A 17,657-nucleotide genomic window follows, 5' to 3' on the forward strand; every position below is an offset into this window, starting at 1 on the left:
CGGGTCAGGCGGCCAGCCTCACCTCGCCCATCGAGGCCCGGACCGGCGACACACGGGAGGTCGTGCTGCGGCGGGCGAGCTCTCCCTGAGCCAGGGAGAGCACGTCGGCCAGCCCGAGCCCGAGCGAGCGGGCGGCCGCGGCGAGCACCTCGGACGAGGCCTCCTTGCGGCCGCGCTCGACCTCGGAGAGGTAGGGCACGGAGATCTGCGCGGCCTCGGCCACGTCCTTGAGCGTCCGCTCCTGCGCGAGGCGCTCGCGGCGCAGGACATCGCCGACGACGTCCCGCCAGAGGGGCTCCCTTGCGGCGGGAACGGGACGAAGAGGGATGACCCGGGCGCGGTTCGACGCGTGGCTGCTCATCGTCCAAGCGTAGGAACGATCCGCCCGGAACGGCAGGGGAAACCCTTCCGCGCCGGGCGGATCTGCTGTCGGCAGAACGGCGGTGGCCCGGGACGGACGCGGCCTGGCCCTCCGGTCCCCGGCCCCGCGCGCCCGCTGACGACGCCATCGGTACGTCCACGCAGGTGCCGCTCTCCTTCAACAGACGCCCGCACGCCGCCCCATGGTGCGGCACCCTGAGGGGGACCGGCGACGAGAGGACTCGGCATGACGGCAAGTGACGGCGACGGCTCCGTCCCGTGGGACCGCCCCTGGTTCGCCGCGAACGAGGTGCTCGCGTTCGTCCTGGAACTGGTCGCGATCGGCGCCCTGGCCTGTTGGGGCTTCACGGCCCCGGAGGGTGTGGCGGCGTCGACGGCGCTCGGGATCGGGGCACCCGCGGCGGCCGTCGTGCTGTGGGGCCTGTTCGCCGCACCCCGCGCCCGGTTCCCACTGCCGCTCGCGGGCGTACTGGCCGTGAAGACCCTGGTCCTCGGCGGCGGCGCGGCGGCGGTGTACGGGACGGGGCACCCGGTGGCGGGCGTCGTCCTCGCCGCGGTGACGGTGGTGAACACGGGCTGCGCGGAGTACTACCGGCGCCGTCAGCCCTGAAGGGGCCGGTGCTCCTCGCACCGGCCCCCGCGTCGCGGCACCGTCAGATCAAGCCCTGCGCCAGCATCGCGTCGGCGACGATCTCGAAGCCCGCGATGTTCGCACCCACCACGTAGTTGCCCGGGCTGCCGTACTTCTCCGCCGTGGTGTGGCAGGAGTCGTGGATGTGCCGCATGATCTGCGCCAGGCGCTCCTCCGTGTGGGCGAAGGTCCAGGAGTCGCGGGAGGCGTTCTGCTGCATCTCCAGCGCGCTGGTGGCCACCCCGCCCGCGTTGGCTGCCTTGCCGGGGGCGAAGGCGACACCCGCCTCCTGGAAGACGTGCACGGCTTCCGGGGTGGTGGGCATGTTGGCGCCCTCGGCGACCGCCTTGACCCCGTTGCGCACGAGGGCCAGGGCGTCGGCCTCGTGGAGTTCGTTCTGGGTGGCGCAGGGCAGCGCCACGTCCACGGGGACGCTCCAGACGCCCGCGCCCTCGACGTACCGCACGTGATCGCCGCGCCGCTCGGCGTACTCGGAGATCCGGCCGCGGCCGTGCTCCTTGATCTCCTTCAGCAGGTCGAGGTCGATGCCCTTCTCGTCCACGACGTAGCCGCCGGAGTCGGAGCAGGTCACGACGGTCGCGCCGAGCTGCTGGGCCTTCTCGATGGCGTAGATGGCCACGTTGCCGGAGCCGGAGACCGCGATGCGCTGGCCGTCGAGGGACTCGCCGCGCACACGGAGCATCTCGGCGGTGAACAGGACGCATCCGTAGCCGGTCGCCTCGGTACGTGCCTGGGCGCCGCCCCAGCCGAGGCCCTTGCCGGTGAGCACACCGGACTCGTAGCGGTTGGTGATCCGCTTGTACTGGCCGAAGAGGTAGCCGATCTCCCGGCCTCCGACGCCGATGTCACCGGCGGGGACGTCGGTGTACTCGCCCAGGTGGCGGTGGAGTTCGGTCATGAAGGACTGGCAGAAGCGCATGACCTCGGCGTCGGACCGCCCCTTGGGGTCGAAGTCCGCACCGCCCTTGCCGCCGCCGATCGGCATGCCGGTGAGGGCGTTCTTGAAGATCTGCTCGAAGCCGAGGAACTTCACGATGCCGAGGTTGACCGAGGGGTGGAAGCGCAGTCCGCCCTTGTACGGGCCGAGCGAGCTGGAGAACTCGACGCGGAAGCCGCGGTTGACGTGGATGTCGCCGGCGTCGTCCGACCACGGCACCCGGAAGATGAGCTGGCGCTCGGGCTCGCAGACCCGCTCGATGATGCGGGCGTCGACGAGCTCCGGACGCTGCGCCAGCACGGGGCCGAGGGTTTCGAGGACCTCGCGCACCGCCTGGTGGAACTCGCCCTCGCCCTGGTTGCGTCGCAGGATCTCCGCGTAGAGGGGTTCGATGACGCGGTTCCCGGCGGTGCGCGGGGTGAGGATTTCGGAGCTGGCCGGCATCTGATCAAGACCTTCCGTGGGTGGGCTCGTGCGCGTCGGCGCTCCCTGTCCCCGGAGGCGCCTACGGTCCGTGCGGGCCGTTGCACCCGGCAAGTCTCGCAGCGCGAACCGGCCGTGCCCGGGCGACATCCACGGAATGGACGGGGTTGTTCGCCCCGGTAGTGGCCGCTCTGCACACGTACGCCCGTCCGCGCGAGGCCGCACGGCGCCCGGGTCGCGGGGCCGTACGGGTGGCGAACCTCACAGCCGGAGGAGGACGGCCGTGAGGTCCGCACGTCACCGCGGATCAGGCCGCCGCGTTCTCCGTCACCGTCACCTTCCCCTTGCGGATGGTCGCCACCCGGGGTGCCTTGCGGGCGAGGGAGCTGTCGTGGGTGACCATCACGAAGGTCAGCCCGTGCTCCTTCCACAGCCCGTCGAGCAGGTCCATGATCTCGTCGCGCATGGACTCGTCGAGGTTGCCGGTCGGCTCGTCGGCGAGCAGCACCTTCGGCCGCTTCACCAGCGCCCTGGCGATCGCGACACGCTGTTGCTGACCGCCGGACATCTCGCTCGGCAGGTGGGTGGGCCGGTCGCCGAGACCCACCGACTCCAGGGCCTCGGCGGCGCGTTCGCGCCGTGCCTTCGCACCGAGGCCGAGGGGGACGAGCGCCGTCTCGACGTTCTCCTGGGCGGTGAGCGTCGGGATCAGGTTGAAGCTCTGGAAGACGAATCCGATGGACTCGGCCCGGACCTTGGTCAGCCGGGACTCGGGGAGTTTGGCCAGGTCGACGCCGTCGAGCTCGATGGTGCCGGCGGTGGGCCGGTCCAGCCCTCCCAGCATCTGCAGGAGGGTGGACTTGCCTCCGCCGGTCGGGCCCTGGATGACGAGCCGTCCGCCGTCCTCGATGGTCAGATCGACACCGGCGAGCGCGTCGACGGGATTCTTGCCGCGCATGTAGCGCTTGGTGACGCCCTTGAGCTGGTACACGTGTGGACTCCTGCTGCTACGTACGGGAGGGGGTGGGGTGGGGCGTCGTCACGCGACGCGGCGCAGGGCGTCGGCCGGCCGCAGCCGGGAGGCCCGCCAGCCGCCGAAGGCCCCCGCGATGAGTCCGCCGGCCACCGCGAGGGCGACGGCGACGAGGATCGTGGTGAGGGAGACCGGTGCGGTCAGCGCGATGTCGAGGGTCTTGGACGCGGTCTGGCGGCCGGGGCCGCCGCCGCCCATCGGGCCGCCGCCTCCCATGCCGCCGCCACCGCCCGTGGAGCCGAGCTGCGCGCTGAGGGTGGGGCTGATCGCGGTCACGGCGTAGGCGCCGGCGAGGCCGACGGCGATCCCGAGGACTCCGCCCATCAGGCCGTTGACGAGGGCTTCGCCGACGACCTGGCGGGTGACGCGCCCGCTCTTCCAGCCCAGGGCCTTGAGGGTGCCGAACTCCCGCACGCGGCGGCTGACGGCGGAGGAGGTGAGCAGGCCTGCGACGAGGAACGCGGCGATCAGGACCGCGATGGAGAGCCACTTGCCGACGCTGGAGGCCAGGTCGGAGGCGGTGGAGAGGGAGCCGGAGACCGTGTCGGCGAGGTCGGCGGAGGTGGTGACCGTCGTGCCCGAGATGTTCTTCTGGATGGCGGCCTTGACGGTGTCGATCTGCTGGGAGTCGGCGGCCTTGACGTAGACCGTGGTGACCTTGTCCTTGGAGTCGGCGACGGTCTGTGCCTGCTTGAGCGGGATGTAGACGTTGGCGGCCGCGTCACCGCTGTCCGCCGTGGAGACGCCCACGATCGTGTACTCGGTGCCGGAGATGGTGACGGTCTTGTCGACCGCGAGGGACTTCTCCTTGGCGTAGGCGGAGTCGACCACCGCGACCTCGGCGTCGGTCTCGGCCGCCTTGAACGTACGACCCTTGGTGATCTTGGAGGAGGTCAGCGGGCCGAGGTCCTGCTGGGTGACGTCGGTGCCGTAGACGGTGAAGGAGTTGACGTCGAAGGATGCTCCGCCCCCCTGGACCCGGCCCTGCGGCTGGCCGCCGCCGCCCTGGCCGCCGCCCGGGCCGCCCTGGCCCGAGCTCTCGTCCTGCTTGAACTCGCCGCGCTTGAACTGGCCGTCGACCTTCATGACCGTCAGGCTCAGTCCGCCGACGGCATCCGCGACGCCCTTCTGCTCGCCCACCTTGCCGACGGTGCTGGACGCCAGCGTCTGGAAGCCCTGGACCATGACCCGGTCGGTGCTCTGGGTCGCGTCCTCGTCGTCCTGGGCGTCGAACTCGAACCGGGGGCGTCCGGTGCCGCCGGAGCCCTGGGCGGCAGCGGCCTTGGTCACCGTCATGTCGGTGCCGAGGCCGTACAGGGATTCGAGGACCTTGTCCTGGGCCTTGCTCATGCCCGAGGAGACCGAGCTGACGATGATGACCAGCGCAATGCCGAGGGCGAGCCCCGAGGCGACGACGAGCGCCGCCTTTCTGCGGCGGCGCAGCTCGCGCCGGAGGTAGGTGAAGAACATGGCGCGAAGATATGGAGCGGGCGTGATGAGGAGTTAAGGGCCCGATGAGAGACGGATGAGAACCCTGGCGCCCCGCACACGCCGAAGGCGGCGGCACCCGGAGGAATCCGGGTGCCGCCGCCTTCGGAGGGGGAGGAGGCGGGGATCAGGCGGCGGAGTCCGCCGTCCACTCCGACCAGCTCATGTTCCAGCCGTTGAGGCCGTTGTCGGGGGCGATGGTCTTGTCCGGGGAGTTCGTGACCACGACCACGTCGCCGACCATGGAGTTGTCGTACAGCCAGGCGGCAGGCGTACCGGAGTCGCCCGCGCCCTTCGTGTCGGACAGTCCGACACAGCCGTGGCTGGTGTTCGCGCTGCCGAAGATCGACTTCGCGCCCCAGTAGTTGCCGTGGATGAAGGTGCCCGACGTGGACAGCCGCATGGCGTGCGGGACGTCCTTGATGTCGTACTCGCCCTTGCCGTCGTCGTCCGTGAAGCCGACGGTCGAACCGTCCATGCGGGTCTCCTTGAACTTCTCGGAGATCACCATCTGGCCGTTGTACGTCGGGTTGTCGGCGGAGCCGGCGGAGATCGGGATCGTCTTGACCGTCTTGCCGTCACGGGTGACGGTCATCGTGTGCGCCTTGGCGTCCACCGTCGAGACCTGGTTGCGGCCGACCTTGAACGTGACCGTCTTCTGCTGCACACCGACGACGCCGTCGGCGCCCTCGACGCCGTCCAGGGCCAGCTTCAGGGTGACGGTGGAGCCACCCTGCCAGTAGTCCTCGGGGCGCAGGTCGAGGCGCTGGTTGTTGAACCAGTGGCCGACGACCTCCTGGCCGCTGCTCGACGTCACCTTGATGCCGTCTTGGACGGCCTTCTTGTCGGTGATCGCCTTGTTGAAGTTGATCGAGACCGGCATGCCCACGCCGACGGTGGAACCGTCCTCGGGGGTGAAGTTCCCGATGAAGCTGTTCTCGGGCGAGACCGTGGTGAAGGAGCTGTTGGCGTGTGCCTCGCGGTCCTTCGAGTCGGACGCCGTGGCGCTGATCTTGTACGTCGTCGAGCGCTCGAGCTGGCCGCCGGGCTTCCAGCTGGACCCGTCGGCGGCGAGGGTGCCCTCGACGGCTTCGCCGTCGGCCGTGGTCATGGTGACCTCGGTCAGCTTGCCCTTCGCGACGGTGACCATCGCGGCGTTGTTGATGCTCGCGTTGGTCGCCCCGTTCTTCGGCGCGATCGTTATCTGCGCCTCCGATGCGTCCTTGGCCGCGGCCTCGTCGACCTGCGCCTGTGACGTCTTCGAGCTGTCGGCGCTCGCGCCCGTGCTGCCGCCGTCGTCGCTGCAGGCCGAAAGCACCAGTACACCGCCGAGCAGTGCGGACGCGGCCATGAGGCCCTTGCGCCGCTTGCTGTCCGTGATCACACGCTTCTCCATCGTTGCCGATTCCCCAAGATCCCCGGACAGGGTCGCCCGACGGCGATACCCCGTCAATGTTCCAAGAACACCGTGACCGGGTCTTCCGTTCCACATCCACCGGAGATGTGGGGAACACCACTCATCGACGCACCCAGGACCGCGGCGGTTCCCGCCACCTGTGAGGAGTGCCCCGCGGGCGTCAGCGTTCCGTATGCCCGCCGCCTTCTTCGTCGTCCGTCTCATTGTCCTCGATCCCGTAGTACGCCTCGTCCCCGTCCTCTCCGGCGGCCCAGTCCTCGGCGTCGGGGTCGTAGTCGATCGTCTCGCTGCTCCAGGAGGCCTGGGCGAGCTCGACCCCGGGCACCTGGCTGACCAGATCGAACGGGTCGATCAACGAGGCGAGGGCTTCAGCTGCGTCTTCCCGGACCGTCTCCTCGGCATGCGTACGTTCCTCGGCGGACTCGTCCGCCGCCGCGCCGGAGGCGGTGAAATCGGCGGCGATGCTCTCCAGTGCCGTACCGGTCAGGGCGTCGATGTCGCTGATCTCCAGGACCATCTCCACGCGAAGTCGAACAAATGAGGGTGTCTCCGAAGTGCTCATACGCCGGAGCGTAAGGCTCCCGGGACCTGTGGCTTTCCTCCGACCCGCTGCTTTGCTTAGCATCGGCCCACGGGGCTAACTGATGGCTGTCGCAAGGGGATCGATTCTGTGTCCATCGCTCGTCGCACGCTGCTGACCACCACGGCAGCAGGCACCCTGCTCTGTGCCCTCTGGTTCGTGCCCTCCGCCAACGCGACCGGCGAGGCAGGCGCACAGGGCGGATCCACCGGCTCGTCCGCCGGTTCCTACACCGGGGTCCGACAGGCCTCCGCCACGGGGGAGTTCACCTCGCAGGACACGCTGGCCGACACCGGTACGGGCGTCGACACGACTCCGTACCTGATCGGCGGAACAGCGTCGCTGTGCGTCGGCGCGGGGTTCGTCGCGTACTCGGTACGCCGGGGCGGCACACCGGCCCACGGCATCTGAGCCGGGCAGGGCTGCCGCGCGCCCCGGTACGGGCCGCGGCAGCCCTTCGGGCTCAGGCCAGCGGGCCGGTCACCGCCTCCACCGCCGCGACCAGCTTCCCCTCCCGCACGAAGGCGTCGGCGGCGGCCAGGTCCGGGGCGAGGAAGCGGTCGGGCCCGGGCCCCTGCACACCGGCGTCCCGCAGCGCGCCGATGACGGCGAGCGACGCGGGCCCGGGGGTCAGCCCCTCGGCGGCGCGGAGCTCCACGGCGCGCGTGGCGGCGTACAGCTCCACGGCCACGATCCGTGCGAGACCGGTGACGGCCGTACGGAGCTTCCGCGCGGCCGACCAGCCCATCGAGACGTGGTCCTCCTGCATCGCGGAGGACGGGATCGAGTCGACGGACGCCGGGACGGCGAGCCGCTTCAGCTCGCTGACCAGGGCGGCCTGCGTGTACTGGGCGATCATCAGCCCGGAGTCGACCCCGGCGTCGTCCGCGAGGAACGGCGGCAGGCCGTGCGAGCGGTTCTTGTCCAGCAGCCGGTCCGTGCGGCGCTCGGTGATCGATCCGAGGTCCGCGGCGACGATCGCCAGGAAGTCGAGGACGTACGCGACGGGCGCACCGTGGAAGTTGCCGTTGGACTCGACGCGGCCGTCGCTCAGGACGACCGGGTTGTCGACGGCGGAGGCCAGTTCACGGTCGGCGACGAGCCGCCCGTGGGCGAGGGTGTCGCGCCCCGCACCGTTGACCTGGGGGGCGCAGCGCACGGAGTAGGCGTCCTGGACCCGGGGGGCGTCGTCCTGATGGTGGCCGGTGAGGCCCGACCCGGCGAGGACCCGCAGCATGTTGTCGGCGGAGACGCCCTGGCCGGGGTGCGGGCGGATGGCGTGCAGTTCCGGGGCGAGGACCCGGTCCGTGCCGAGGAGCGCCTCCAGGGAGAGCGCCGCGGTGATGTCCGCGCCGGTGTAGAGGTTCTTCAGGTCCGCCAGGGCCATCACGAGCATGCCCAGCATGCCGTCGGTGCCGTTGAGGAGGGCCAGGCCCTCCTTCTCCCGGAGTTCGACGGGGGTGATGCCGTGGGCGGCGAGCAGCTCGCCGGCCGGGCGCACGGTGCCGTCGGGGCCCTCCGCCTCGCCCTCGCCCATCAGGGTCAGGGCGCAGTGCGAGAGCGGCGCGAGGTCGCCGGAGCAGCCGAGCGAGCCGTATTCGTGGACGACGGGCGTGATGCCCGCGTTGAGCACGTCGGCCATGGTCTGCGCGACCTCGGGGCGTACGCCGGTGTGGCCGGAGGCCAGGGTCTTCAGCCGCAGGAACATCAGCGCCCGGACGACCTCGCGCTCGACGTGGGGGCCCATGCCCGCCGCGTGCGAGCGGACGATGTTGCGCTGCAGCTGCGCCCGCAGGTCGGGGCCGATGTGCCGGCTGGCGAGGGCGCCGAAGCCGGTGGAGACGCCGTAGACCGGCTCGGGCTTGGCGGCGAGGGCGTCGACGGTCCGCCGGGCGGCGGCGAGCGCCTCGACCGCGGCGGCGGAGAGCTCGACCCGGGCGTCCCGGCGGGCCACGGCGATGACGTCCTCGGCGGTGGTACCGGACGTCCCCACCACGACTGTATGCATATTCATATTCAGAAGCCTACGGATTGAAACCCGCCATGTCACCAGTGGTAGCGCGGTTGACCCCTTACCGATCGCCGCCGGGCGGATTGCCGCGCAGCCTTCGGCGGTCGTGGGGGGATTTGGGCGGGGAGTCGGCGAGCCGGATCACGTCGCCGTCGCGCCCTGCCACCACCGGCCTCCGGGAACGCGCCGCCTTCGCCTGGTACTGGGCGGCGTCCGCCAGCCGGAAGAGCCGGCGCGCGGACTGGACCGGCCCGATGTCGTCCCCCGTGGACGCGACACCGCAGGCGACACCGTCGCCGAGCTCCAGGGCCACGGCGCGCGCGCAGAGCTCCTCGGAGACCCTGACCACGTCGTCCGCCGGGGGCCCCACGGTCAGCAGGCAGAACTCGTCCCCGCCCAGGCGCGCGGACAGCGCGCCGGGGAGCATCGCCCCGCAGAGCGAGAGCACGGAGCCGAAACGTTCCAGCAGCCGGTCGCCGACTGCGTGGCCGTGGGTGTCGTTGACCGACTTGAGCCCGTTCAGATCGCAGACGACCAGGCTGACCACGGCCCCCTCGGCCCGGTGGCGGTCCACCGCCTCGTCGAGCCGGAGGTCGACGGCCCTGCGGTTGGCGAGGCCCGTCAGCGGGTCCGTGAAGGCCAGCTTGCGGACCTCCTCCAGCCGCTCGGTCTGCGCGATGCCCGCCGCGGCGACGGCGGCCAGCACGGTCGCGAAGTCCGCGTCGTCCCGGTCGAACACCGGGGCCCCCGCCGGGCGGGCCACGTACAGCTCTCCCCAGGCGCGCCCGTGCAGCACGATCGGCGCCACCACGCAGCAGCCCCGCCCGCGCCGGCGCAGCGCGGCGACCCGCTGGTGGCAGTACGGCCGGGCGCCGCGGGCCGGCCCGCCGGCGCCCGGGCCGCCGTCGGCGGTCTCCACCCAGGCGTCGGGCTCACCGCCGCCCGCCCAGCGCTCGTGGAGGAACTCGGTGATCTCCGGGAACTGGTGCACGGGGTAGGACTCGCCCTCAGGGAACTCCTCCTCGCCCTCGGCCCGCTCCCCCGCGTTCACCAGCACGCGCAGCCTGCCCTGCTCCCGCTCCCAGACGGAGAGGGCGGCGAAGCTGCCGCTCAGCGCCTCGCACGCCCCCATCGCCGCGGCACGCCAGGACTCGCGTGCGGTGTAGGCCGCCGCCATCGTCTGTGCCAGCGCAACCACGGCGCGCAGGCGCGCATCATCACCGCCCATTGTCCCAGCTTAGGTAGCTTTACCCAGATTTGATCAGTTGACGGCGCTGATGATCTTCAGAACGTTCCCCGGGCTCACTCCCCGGGCCAGCTGGGCTTCCGCTTCTCGTTGAACGCGGCCACACCCTCGGCCCGGTCGCCGGAGAAGGCCACGGAGCGCCATGCGGCGTCCTCCACCTCGAGCCCCGCCCGCAGGTCGAGCCCCTGCCCCAGCCGTAGTGCCCGCTTGGCGGCCCGGAGCCCCACCGGGGAGTTCGCCGCGATCCGGCCGCCGAGGGCCAGCGCCGCCTCCCGGTCCCCGCCCGCCTCGACCAGCTCGTCGACCAGGCCCAGCTCGCGCGCCTCGGCCGCCTCCACCCGCCGGGCGGTGAAGACCAGCTCGGCGGCGCGCGCCGCGCCGACCCGCCGGGGCAGCAGCTGCGTGCCGCCGCCGCCCGGGATGACACCGACGGACACCTCGGGCAGGCCGACCACGGCGGTGCGGTCGGCCACGATCACATCGCAGGCCAGCGCGAGCTCGAAGCCGCCGCCGAGGGCGAAGCCGTGCACGGCGGCGACGACCGGCATCGGGAGCTCCAGCACACCGGTGTACGCGGCCCTCGCCGTGGGCCGCTGCCGTACGAGCTCGGCGTCCGTGAAGGAGTTCCGCTCCTTGAGGTCCGCACCCACGCAGAAGGCCCGCTCATGACTGGAGGTGAGCACGGTCGCCCGTACGCCCCGGTCGGCGCCGAGCGCCGCGCAGGCGTCGGCGATGGAGACCGCCATCGCGGTGCTCACGGCGTTCATCGCCTTCGGGCGGTCGAGCACCAGCTCGGCCACGTGCTCCTGGCCCTCGTGCCGCCGTACGACGACGAATTCCCCGAACCTCTGCTCGGACGTGACACCCATGACTGCACCCCTCCGGTTGACGAGCGTTACCGGGATCCTAGGGTCAGGACGACGGCTTGCCCCGTCGGGCCAGCAGCCACGGCTCCACCACGCCCAGTCCCCGCACCGGCCGCTGCCACATCGGCTGCAGCCCGAAGCGGTACGTCGGCAGAGGGGGCTCCTCGTCAGGGCGGCCCTCCTTCTCCGCGAGCCGGGCACGCTCGGCCGCCGCCGCGGCCTCCTCGGACGCCTGCGCCTCGGAGGCGGGGGCGTCGCCGTTCCTGATCAGCTCCTGGGCGAAGGCACCGTCCACCAGCACCGCGTCCTTGGGCGCTATCGACGTGAGCCGGCTGGCCAGGTTCACCGTCGTGCCGAACACGTCGCCCATGCGCGTGGTGACCGTGCCGAAGGCGATACCGACCCGCAGGGCGGGCATGGTCGTGTCCTGCGCCATCGCCTCGACCAGCCGGAGCGCTATCTCGCCCGCCGTGCCCGCGTCGTCCGCGGCGAAGAGGACCTCGTCGCCCAGGGTCTTGATGAGCCGGCCGCCGTGCGCCGCGACCAGGTCGGCCGAGGTCGTCTCGAAGGCCTCGACCAGCTCGCCGAGCTCCTCCTCCTCCAGCCGCCGGGTCAGCCGGGTGAATCCGACGAGGTCGGCGAAGCCCACCGCGAGCCGCCGGTCGACCATCTCCTCGTCGTCCCCGGTCTGCACGACCCGGCCCGTGGCGGCGGCCAGCTGGCGTCGCCACACGTAGACCAGGAATTCCTGGAGCTCGGGCAGGAGCAGCTCGATCAGTGGATACGTGACCTCGGTCCGGGTCATGCCGGGCTCGGGGGGCTCGGTCAGCCCCGCCAGGAAGGAGTCGATCTGCCACTCCGCGAGCCGGGCGGTGGTCTGGCCGGTCGAGCGGGCGACCTGGATCGCCATCGGCTCGCTGAGCAGCCCCGCCTCCACGAGACCGGCGAGCCGGCGCAGCGCCAGCACGTCGGCCTCGGTGAGCGCCTTGGCCTGCCCGATGTCGGCGAAGCCCATGGCCCGCCAGAACCGGGACGCCAGGTCCATGGAGACCCCGGCCGTCCTGGCCGCCTGGAACGGCGTGTAGCGGCGGTCGGCCCCCAGGATCAGGGCCTCCAGCCGGATGGCCAGCGGGTCGTCGGTCGGTTCCGCCGTGTGGTCGACCTCGTGATGCGGTGTCGAGTGGACCGACGCCCCCGACGAGGGCTCCGCGCCGTCGTCGGAGTTCGTGTCGTCGACGGTCACCGGCCGCCTCCTGCCCGTTCCCTGCGCACTGCCCTGCCGATCTGTCGCTGGATCGCCTCAACGATACGGCAGGTGTGCCCTGGCTCACGTCGCCGGTGGCGTGGTGCCGTGTCGGTCATACGTGACATCACCCGTATGTGCGGAGCACCGGATCAGGTGAGGCCTCCCTCCTCCCCGCGCAGGTGGACGATGTCCCCGGCCGACACGGGCTCCTGGAGCCCGTTGCCCGTCGCCAGCACGAGCCGTCCGTCACCGTCGATCGCGACGGCCTCGCCGACGACGGACCGGTCGCCCGGCAGCTCCGCCCGCACCGTCCGGTCGAGGGTGGCGCACCCCGCCGCGTAGGCGGCCTGGAGCCCGCTCTCGGCCGCGTCGCCGTCCGCGTCCCGCCACTGCCCGTACCACTGTTCCAGTGAACGCAGGACGGCCCGGAGCAAGGTCTCGCGGTCGGTGGAGACGGCTCCGGCGAGGGCCAGCGAGCCGGCGTGCGGGGCGGGCAGCTCGGCCGCCCGCAGCGACACGTTGAGGCCGATGCCGATCACGACGCCGTCCCCGGCGCGCTCGGCGAGGATGCCGCCGGTCTTGCGTTCCGTGCCGGCGATCGTCACCAGGAGGTCGTTGGGCCATTTCAGTGCCATGTCGACGCCCGCGGCCTGTGCGAGGCCCGTGGCGGCGGAGACGCCGGCCAGCAGCGGAAGCCACCCCCACCGTTCGACGGGCACCGCGCCGGGGGTCAGGTAGACGGAGAGGAAGAGGCCGGAGCGGGGCGGCGCCGTCCAGGTCCGGTCGAGCCGTCCGCGGCCCGCGGTCTGCTCCTCGGCGACCAGCACCGTGCCTTCCGCCAGGCCCCCGCCGACGGCCCGGGCCGCGAGGTCGGAGTTGGTGGAACCGGTCGACTCGACGACGTCGAGCGAGGCCCACAGGCCGTCGGGCCTCAGCAGTCCGCGGCGCAGCGCAGCGACGTTCAGGGGCGGCCTGTCGAGGTCCGACCAGCGGTTGTGCGGCGCATCGGGAGGTGTCATGCAACCCACATTAGGTGTGGCCAACGACGCACTGCCGAACCGTATCCGCGCCGATACGCTACGGGTCAGTAGCAACGCCCGCCCCCGAGCGGGCCGCCGTCGAGCACGTACCGGTCCAGCACGTCTACCGGATGTACCAGCCGTCCCCGTGAACAGGCAGGGAGCCGCCACCCGATGTCCGAGCCGCAGAGCGACATCCACACCACCGCGGGCAAGATCGCGGACCTGCAGAGCCGTATCCAGGAGGCCACACACGCAGGTTCAGCCCGTGCCGTCGAAAAGCAGCACGCGAAGGGCAAGTTGACCGCCCGTGAGCGGGTCGAGCTCCTGCTCGACGAAGGTTCCTTCGTGGAGCTCGACGAGTTCGCACGGCACCGGTCCACCAATTTCGGCATCGAGAAGAACCGCCCCTACGGGGACGGGGTCGTCACCGGGTACGGCACGGTGGACGGCCGTCCCGTCTGCGTGTACTCGCAGGACTTCACCATCTTCGGCGGCTCGCTCGGCGAGGTCTACGGCGAGAAGATCGTCAAGGTCATGGACTTCGCGATGAAGACCGGCTGCCCGGTGATCGGCATCAACGACGGCGGCGGCGCGCGCATCCAGGAGGGTGTCGCCGCGCTCGGACTGTTCGCGGAGATCTTCCGCCGCAACGTCCACGCCTCGGGTGTGATCCCGCAGATCTCCCTGATCGTCGGGCCGTGCGCGGGCGGCGCGGTCTACTCCCCCGCGATCACCGACTTCACGGTCATGGTCGACCAGACCTCCCACATGTTCATCACCGGCCCCGACGTCATCAAGACGGTCACCGGCGAGGACGTCGGCTTCGAGGAGCTGGGCGGCGCCCGCACGCACAACACGACGTCCGGCGTGGCCCACCACATGGCGGGTGACGAGAAGGACGCCATCGAGTACGTCAAGTCCCTGCTGTCCTACCTCCCGTCGAACAACCTCTCCGAGGCCCCGGCCTTCCCGGAGGACGCCGACCTGGAGACCACGGACGAGGACCGCGAGCTCGACACCCTCATCCCGGACTCGGCCAACCAGCCGTACGACATGCACACCGCCATCGAGCACGTGCTCGACGACGGCGAGTTCCTGGAGACGCAGGCCCTGTTCGCGCCGAACATCGTCACCGGCTTCGGACGCGTCGAGGGCTACCCGGTCGGCATCGTCGCCAACCAGCCCATGCAGTTCGCCGGCTGTCTGGACATCGACGCGAGCGAGAAGGCCGCACGCTTCGTCCGTACGTGCGACGCGTTCAACGTGCCGGTCCTCACCTTCGTGGACGTGCCCGGCTTCCTGCCGGGTGTCGACCAGGAGTACGGCGGGATCATCCGCCGCGGCGCCAAGCTGATCTACGCCTACGCGGAGGCGACCGTCCCGCTGATCACGGTGATCACGCGCAAGGCGTTCGGTGGCGCGTACGACGTCATGGGGTCCAAGCACCTGGGCGCCGACCTGAATCTGGCCTGGCCGACCGCGCAGATCGCCGTCATGGGCGCGCAGGGCGCGGTGAACATCCTGCACCGGCGCACGATCGCCGCCTCCGACGACCCGGACGCCACCCGCGCCGAGCTGATGACCGACTACGAGGACGCCCTGCTCAACCCGTACGTCGCGGCCGAGCGCGGCTACGTCGACGCGGTGATCATGCCGTCGGACACCCGGGCCCACCTCGTGAAGGGCCTGCGCCAGCTCCGGACGAAGCGCGAGTCGCTGCCGCCGAAGAAGCACGGCAACATCCCCCTCTAACCACGGGAGCCACCATGATCAAGGTCGTACGGGGCAATCCGACCCCGGAGGAGCTCGCCGCGGCCCTCGCCGTGGTCAGGGCGCGCGCGGCGGCGGAGGCCGCCGTCCCGTCCGGCGCCCCGCTGCCGCCCGAGCAGTGGTCCGACCCGGGGCGGATCGCCCGCCGGGGCGCGCTCCGGCCGGGGCCCCGGTCCTGGGCACGGACGTACTGGCCCTCCTGAGGGCGGGCCGAGCGGCGCTTGAGTACGCGTACTCAGGCGCCGCAGCCGTGCCCGGAGCACCATCGGAACCATGCTGTGGTCCGACCCCGAGAACAAACCGCCGAAGGAACTGCGCGACGCCCAGGACATGATGCGTCGCGCGGGACTGCTGCTGGCGCTGGCCATGGTCGTGGCGATGTTCGTCCTGGGCACCCGCTGAGGCTGCCCCGGTGCGCGGTCGGCCGGAGGTGTCCGGCCCTGTTCCGGCGGGCTCCCCCGAGGGCCTCCCGCCCCGCCTACGATGGCGGGTATGACTGACCAGCGCCGCCTCGTGCTCGCCTCCGCGTCCCCCGCCCGTCTCGGCCTCCTGCGTCAGGCGGGCCTCGCCCCCGAGGTGATCGTCAGCGGTGTGGACGAGGACGCGATCACTGCTCCGACCCCGGGTGAGCTGGCGCTCGTCCTGGCCGAGGCGAAGGCCGCGGCGGTGGCATCCCGTCCGGAAGCCGCGGGTGCGCTCGTCATCGGGTGCGACTCGGTGCTGGAGCTGGACGGCCAGGCGCACGGCAAGCCCGCCGACGCCGAGGAGGCCACCGCCCGCTGGAAGTCGATGCGCGGCCGGTCCGGCATCCTGCAGACGGGCCACAGCGTCATCGACACGGCCACCGGCCGTACGGCGTCGGCCACCGCGTCCACCGTCGTCAGGTTCGGTGAGCCGACGGACGCCGAGGTGGCGGCCTACGTCGCTTCGGGCGAGCCCCTCCACGTGGCCGGGGCGTTCACGCTGGACGGCCGCTCGTCACCCTTCGTCGAGGCGATCGAGGGAAGCCACGGCAACGTCATCGGCCTGTCCCTGCCCCTGCTGCGTCGGCTGCTCGGCGAACTGGGTACGCCCATCACCGACTTGTGGGTCTGAGCGGCGGCCGTCTCACACCGGGGCCGGCGTCCCCTCGACGCCGGGCCCTCCGGCCTTCGTCTCCGGCTCACGCCGGTCGAACGCCACCAGGGTCAGCACGATCAGGGCCAGGACGGCCATCAGGAACACGAAGGCCGCCCAGCCGATCAGCCCGACCGCCAGCGCGCCCAGCACCCCGTGCACGACCGCGCAGGCGATGAGGGCGATCCTGCCGAAGCGGCCCGGAGCCCGGTCCCGTATCCCCGCCAGCAGCGGTATCAGCCCGCAGAGCACCAGCAGGGCCCCGGAGACACCGCCCATCACCCACGTGCCGGTGACCATGGCGTCCGGATCCATCCCGGCCAGGGACATGCTCTGGTTGCCGGCGACCGTCGCGAGGACGCCGTTGACGAGCACGATGCCCACGGCTTCCACGAACAGAACGATCGCGGTCACGATGGCCACTGGTCTGCGCACCACTGCGCCACCCCCTGTTACCTGTAGTACGTGCGGTAGCGCGGACCCTACTAACCGGTAATGCTCCGGACAAGGGGATGCGCACGGCTCGTGCACGCAAGGCGCCGCCCCGAGGCCGAGGCAAAGATTCCCTCGGCCGTTCGTAGGGAGTCCACAAAGAAACGCCGCGCGGCGTTGACCGTCCGGACAGAGACTTGGGCCACACTTCGTGGCTACTGTGCCGTTGAGGATCCCGGCGTACCGTGGTGCGACAAGGGATTTCGCGACTCGAGCAGGCCTCGAATCACACTCCGTGTGGGCAAGTTCACTACTGGGGACGGGTCGTACGGCCGTGTTGGTAGTCCCTAAACTCAGCTTGTTCTCAAGGAGGGAGTCATCGTGCGCAAGGTGCTCATCGCCAACCGTGGCGAAATCGCTGTCCGTGTTGCTCGGGCTTGCCGGGATGCCGGAATCGCGAGCGTGGCCGTCTACGCCGATCCGGACCGGGATGCTCTGCATGTGCGCGCCGCGGACGAGGCGTTCGCTCTGGGCGGTGACACCCCGGCCGCCAGTTATCTGGATATGGCCAAGGTGCTCCAGGCGGCGAAGGATTCGGGGGCGGACGCTGTCCATCCGGGTTATGGCTTCCTGTCGGAGAACGCGGAGTTCGCGCAGGCGGTGCTCGATGCGGGTCTGACGTGGATCGGTCCGCCGGCGCAGGCGATCCGGGATCTGGGTGACAAGGTCGCCGCCCGTCACATCGCGCAGCGTGCCGGTGCCCCGCTGGTCGCCGGGACGCCTGATCCGGTGTCGGGGTCGGCGGAGGTGGTGGAGTTCGCGGAGAAGAACGGTCTGCCGATCGCGATCAAGGCGGCGTTCGGTGGTGGCGGGCGTGGTCTGAAGGTGGCCCGGACGCTGGAGGAGATCCCGGAGCTGTACGACTCGGCGGTCCGTGAGGCCGTCGCGGCGTTCGGCCGGGGTGAGTGCTTCGTGGAGCGCTACCTCGACAAGCCGCGGCACGTGGAGACGCAGTGCCTGGCCGACACCCATGGCAA

General features: G+C 71.4%; 19 protein-coding genes. 7 read left to right on the top strand and 12 right to left on the bottom strand.

From position 1 onward, the window contains the following. Nucleotides 1–4 precede the first annotated feature (4 nt). Nucleotides 5–361 carry a helix-turn-helix domain-containing protein gene (locus ACFUNE_RS33155; RefSeq protein ID WP_383575698.1) on the bottom strand — a complete coding sequence of 119 codons (357 nt, stop codon included), beginning with the start codon at nt 359–361 and terminating at the stop codon, nt 5–7. Between the two features lie 246 nt (nt 362–607). On the opposite strand from ACFUNE_RS33155, the gene ACFUNE_RS33160 reads away from it, so the two are divergent. Next, nucleotides 608–991 carry a YrdB family protein gene (locus ACFUNE_RS33160; protein WP_383575701.1) on the top strand — a complete coding sequence of 128 codons (384 nt, stop codon included), beginning with the start codon at nt 608–610 and terminating at the stop codon, nt 989–991. A 43-nt stretch (nt 992–1,034) separates the two neighbouring features. Here ACFUNE_RS33160 and gdhA read toward each other — a convergent pair whose 3' ends face one another. The 5 genes from gdhA to ACFUNE_RS33185 form a co-directional block, all read right to left on the bottom strand. Further along, complete coding sequence (gene gdhA / locus ACFUNE_RS33165; protein WP_383575703.1) at nt 1,035–2,414, bottom strand: NADP-specific glutamate dehydrogenase; 1,380 nt, start codon at nt 2,412–2,414, stop codon at nt 1,035–1,037. A gap of 286 nt (nt 2,415–2,700) precedes the next feature. After that, nucleotides 2,701–3,384, bottom strand: a complete 684-nt coding sequence (locus ACFUNE_RS33170) for an ABC transporter ATP-binding protein (protein ID WP_383575706.1) — start codon at nt 3,382–3,384, stop codon at nt 2,701–2,703. A 48-nt stretch (nt 3,385–3,432) separates the two neighbouring features. Further along, nucleotides 3,433–4,896 carry an ABC transporter permease gene (locus ACFUNE_RS33175; protein ID WP_383575709.1) on the bottom strand — a complete coding sequence of 488 codons (1,464 nt, stop codon included), beginning with the start codon at nt 4,894–4,896 and terminating at the stop codon, nt 3,433–3,435. A 145-nt stretch (nt 4,897–5,041) separates the two neighbouring features. Then, nucleotides 5,042–6,310, bottom strand: a complete 1,269-nt coding sequence (locus ACFUNE_RS33180) for an Ig-like domain-containing protein (RefSeq protein ID WP_383575711.1) — start codon at nt 6,308–6,310, stop codon at nt 5,042–5,044. A gap of 181 nt (nt 6,311–6,491) precedes the next feature. Further along, nucleotides 6,492–6,893 carry a hypothetical protein gene (locus ACFUNE_RS33185; protein WP_383575714.1) on the bottom strand — a complete coding sequence of 134 codons (402 nt, stop codon included), beginning with the start codon at nt 6,891–6,893 and terminating at the stop codon, nt 6,492–6,494. A gap of 108 nt (nt 6,894–7,001) precedes the next feature. Between ACFUNE_RS33185 and ACFUNE_RS33190 the strand changes: the two genes are divergently transcribed. Then, complete coding sequence (locus ACFUNE_RS33190; RefSeq protein ID WP_383575717.1) at nt 7,002–7,322, top strand: hypothetical protein; 321 nt, start codon at nt 7,002–7,004, stop codon at nt 7,320–7,322. Between the two features lie 52 nt (nt 7,323–7,374). Here the strand turns inward: ACFUNE_RS33190 and hutH are convergent, their stop codons facing one another. The 5 genes from hutH to ACFUNE_RS33215 all read right to left on the bottom strand — a co-directional run bounded on the left by hutH (nt 7,375) and on the right by ACFUNE_RS33215 (nt 13,299). Continuing rightward, nucleotides 7,375–8,925: a histidine ammonia-lyase gene (gene hutH / locus ACFUNE_RS33195; RefSeq protein WP_383575720.1), complete on the bottom strand. Its 1,551-nt coding sequence runs from the start codon at nt 8,923–8,925 to the stop codon at nt 7,375–7,377. 58 nt (nt 8,926–8,983) lie between these two features. Next, complete coding sequence (locus ACFUNE_RS33200) at nt 8,984–10,150, bottom strand: diguanylate cyclase domain-containing protein (protein ID WP_383575723.1); 1,167 nt, start codon at nt 10,148–10,150, stop codon at nt 8,984–8,986. 74 nt (nt 10,151–10,224) lie between these two features. Continuing rightward, on the bottom strand, nt 10,225–11,037 hold the full coding sequence (locus tag ACFUNE_RS33205) for an enoyl-CoA hydratase/isomerase family protein (protein WP_383575725.1): 813 nt from the start codon (nt 11,035–11,037) through the stop codon (nt 10,225–10,227). A gap of 43 nt (nt 11,038–11,080) precedes the next feature. Further along, the gene (locus ACFUNE_RS33210) at nt 11,081–12,277 is read right to left on the bottom strand and encodes an adenylate/guanylate cyclase domain-containing protein (protein WP_383575727.1); all 1,197 of its coding nucleotides are present in this window, start codon (nt 12,275–12,277) and stop codon (nt 11,081–11,083) included. Nucleotides 12,278–12,429: 152 nt separating this feature from the next. Then, nucleotides 12,430–13,299, bottom strand: a complete 870-nt coding sequence (locus ACFUNE_RS33215) for a biotin--[acetyl-CoA-carboxylase] ligase (RefSeq protein WP_383575730.1) — start codon at nt 13,297–13,299, stop codon at nt 12,430–12,432. A gap of 174 nt (nt 13,300–13,473) precedes the next feature. On the opposite strand from ACFUNE_RS33215, the gene ACFUNE_RS33220 reads away from it, so the two are divergent. From ACFUNE_RS33220 to ACFUNE_RS33235, 4 genes are all read left to right on the top strand, one after another. Continuing rightward, entirely contained in the window at nt 13,474–15,054 is a 1,581-nt protein-coding gene (locus ACFUNE_RS33220; protein ID WP_383575731.1) for an acyl-CoA carboxylase subunit beta, read from the top strand. Between the two features lie 14 nt (nt 15,055–15,068). Further along, nucleotides 15,069–15,275 carry an acyl-CoA carboxylase epsilon subunit gene (locus tag ACFUNE_RS33225; RefSeq protein ID WP_383575733.1) on the top strand — a complete coding sequence of 69 codons (207 nt, stop codon included), beginning with the start codon at nt 15,069–15,071 and terminating at the stop codon, nt 15,273–15,275. 70 nt (nt 15,276–15,345) lie between these two features. Beyond that, nucleotides 15,346–15,474, top strand: a complete 129-nt coding sequence (gene mmpB / locus ACFUNE_RS33230; protein WP_099174806.1) for a morphogenic membrane protein MmpB — start codon at nt 15,346–15,348, stop codon at nt 15,472–15,474. Nucleotides 15,475–15,555: 81 nt separating this feature from the next. Continuing rightward, the gene (locus ACFUNE_RS33235; RefSeq protein WP_383575736.1) at nt 15,556–16,167 is read left to right on the top strand and encodes a nucleoside triphosphate pyrophosphatase; all 612 of its coding nucleotides are present in this window, start codon (nt 15,556–15,558) and stop codon (nt 16,165–16,167) included. Between the two features lie 12 nt (nt 16,168–16,179). Here ACFUNE_RS33235 and ACFUNE_RS33240 read toward each other — a convergent pair whose 3' ends face one another. After that, nucleotides 16,180–16,623 (bottom strand): hypothetical protein, encoded by a 444-nt coding sequence (locus ACFUNE_RS33240; RefSeq protein WP_383575747.1) that lies wholly within the window; start codon nt 16,621–16,623, stop codon nt 16,180–16,182. Nucleotides 16,624–17,001: 378 nt separating this feature from the next. Between ACFUNE_RS33240 and ACFUNE_RS33245 the strand changes: the two genes are divergently transcribed. Beyond that, nucleotides 17,002–17,657: biotin carboxylase N-terminal domain-containing protein (locus tag ACFUNE_RS33245; RefSeq protein ID WP_383575739.1), on the top strand; the 656-nt coding region annotated here is incomplete at its 3' end.

Origin of the sequence: Streptomyces sp. NPDC057287, assembly GCF_042667905.1 — a bacterium.
Lineage (GTDB): Bacteria > Actinomycetota > Actinomycetes > Streptomycetales > Streptomycetaceae > Streptomyces.

Excerpts from the sequence above, each read along its gene's own strand:
- ACFUNE_RS33155 (WP_383575698.1), bottom strand. The coding sequence starts at position 361 with ATGAGCAGCCACGCGTCGAACCGCGCCCGGGTCATCCCTCTTCGTCCC.
- ACFUNE_RS33160 (WP_383575701.1), top strand. The coding sequence starts at position 608 with ATGACGGCAAGTGACGGCGACGGCTCCGTCCCGTGGGACCGCCCCTGG.
- gdhA (WP_383575703.1), bottom strand. The coding sequence starts at position 2,414 with ATGCCGGCCAGCTCCGAAATCCTCACCCCGCGCACCGCCGGGAACCGC.
- ACFUNE_RS33175 (WP_383575709.1), bottom strand. The coding sequence starts at position 4,896 with ATGTTCTTCACCTACCTCCGGCGCGAGCTGCGCCGCCGCAGAAAGGCG.
- ACFUNE_RS33180 (WP_383575711.1), bottom strand. The coding sequence starts at position 6,310 with ATGGAGAAGCGTGTGATCACGGACAGCAAGCGGCGCAAGGGCCTCATG.
- ACFUNE_RS33185 (WP_383575714.1), bottom strand. The coding sequence starts at position 6,893 with ATGAGCACTTCGGAGACACCCTCATTTGTTCGACTTCGCGTGGAGATG.
- hutH (WP_383575720.1), bottom strand. The coding sequence starts at position 8,925 with ATGAATATGCATACAGTCGTGGTGGGGACGTCCGGTACCACCGCCGAG.
- ACFUNE_RS33200 (WP_383575723.1), bottom strand. The coding sequence starts at position 10,150 with ATGGGCGGTGATGATGCGCGCCTGCGCGCCGTGGTTGCGCTGGCACAG.
- ACFUNE_RS33205 (WP_383575725.1), bottom strand. The coding sequence starts at position 11,037 with ATGGGTGTCACGTCCGAGCAGAGGTTCGGGGAATTCGTCGTCGTACGG.
- ACFUNE_RS33215 (WP_383575730.1), bottom strand. The coding sequence starts at position 13,299 with ATGACACCTCCCGATGCGCCGCACAACCGCTGGTCGGACCTCGACAGG.
- ACFUNE_RS33220 (WP_383575731.1), top strand. The coding sequence starts at position 13,474 with ATGTCCGAGCCGCAGAGCGACATCCACACCACCGCGGGCAAGATCGCG.
- ACFUNE_RS33225 (WP_383575733.1), top strand. The coding sequence starts at position 15,069 with ATGATCAAGGTCGTACGGGGCAATCCGACCCCGGAGGAGCTCGCCGCG.
- mmpB (WP_099174806.1), top strand. The coding sequence starts at position 15,346 with ATGCTGTGGTCCGACCCCGAGAACAAACCGCCGAAGGAACTGCGCGAC.
- ACFUNE_RS33235 (WP_383575736.1), top strand. The coding sequence starts at position 15,556 with ATGGCGGGTATGACTGACCAGCGCCGCCTCGTGCTCGCCTCCGCGTCC.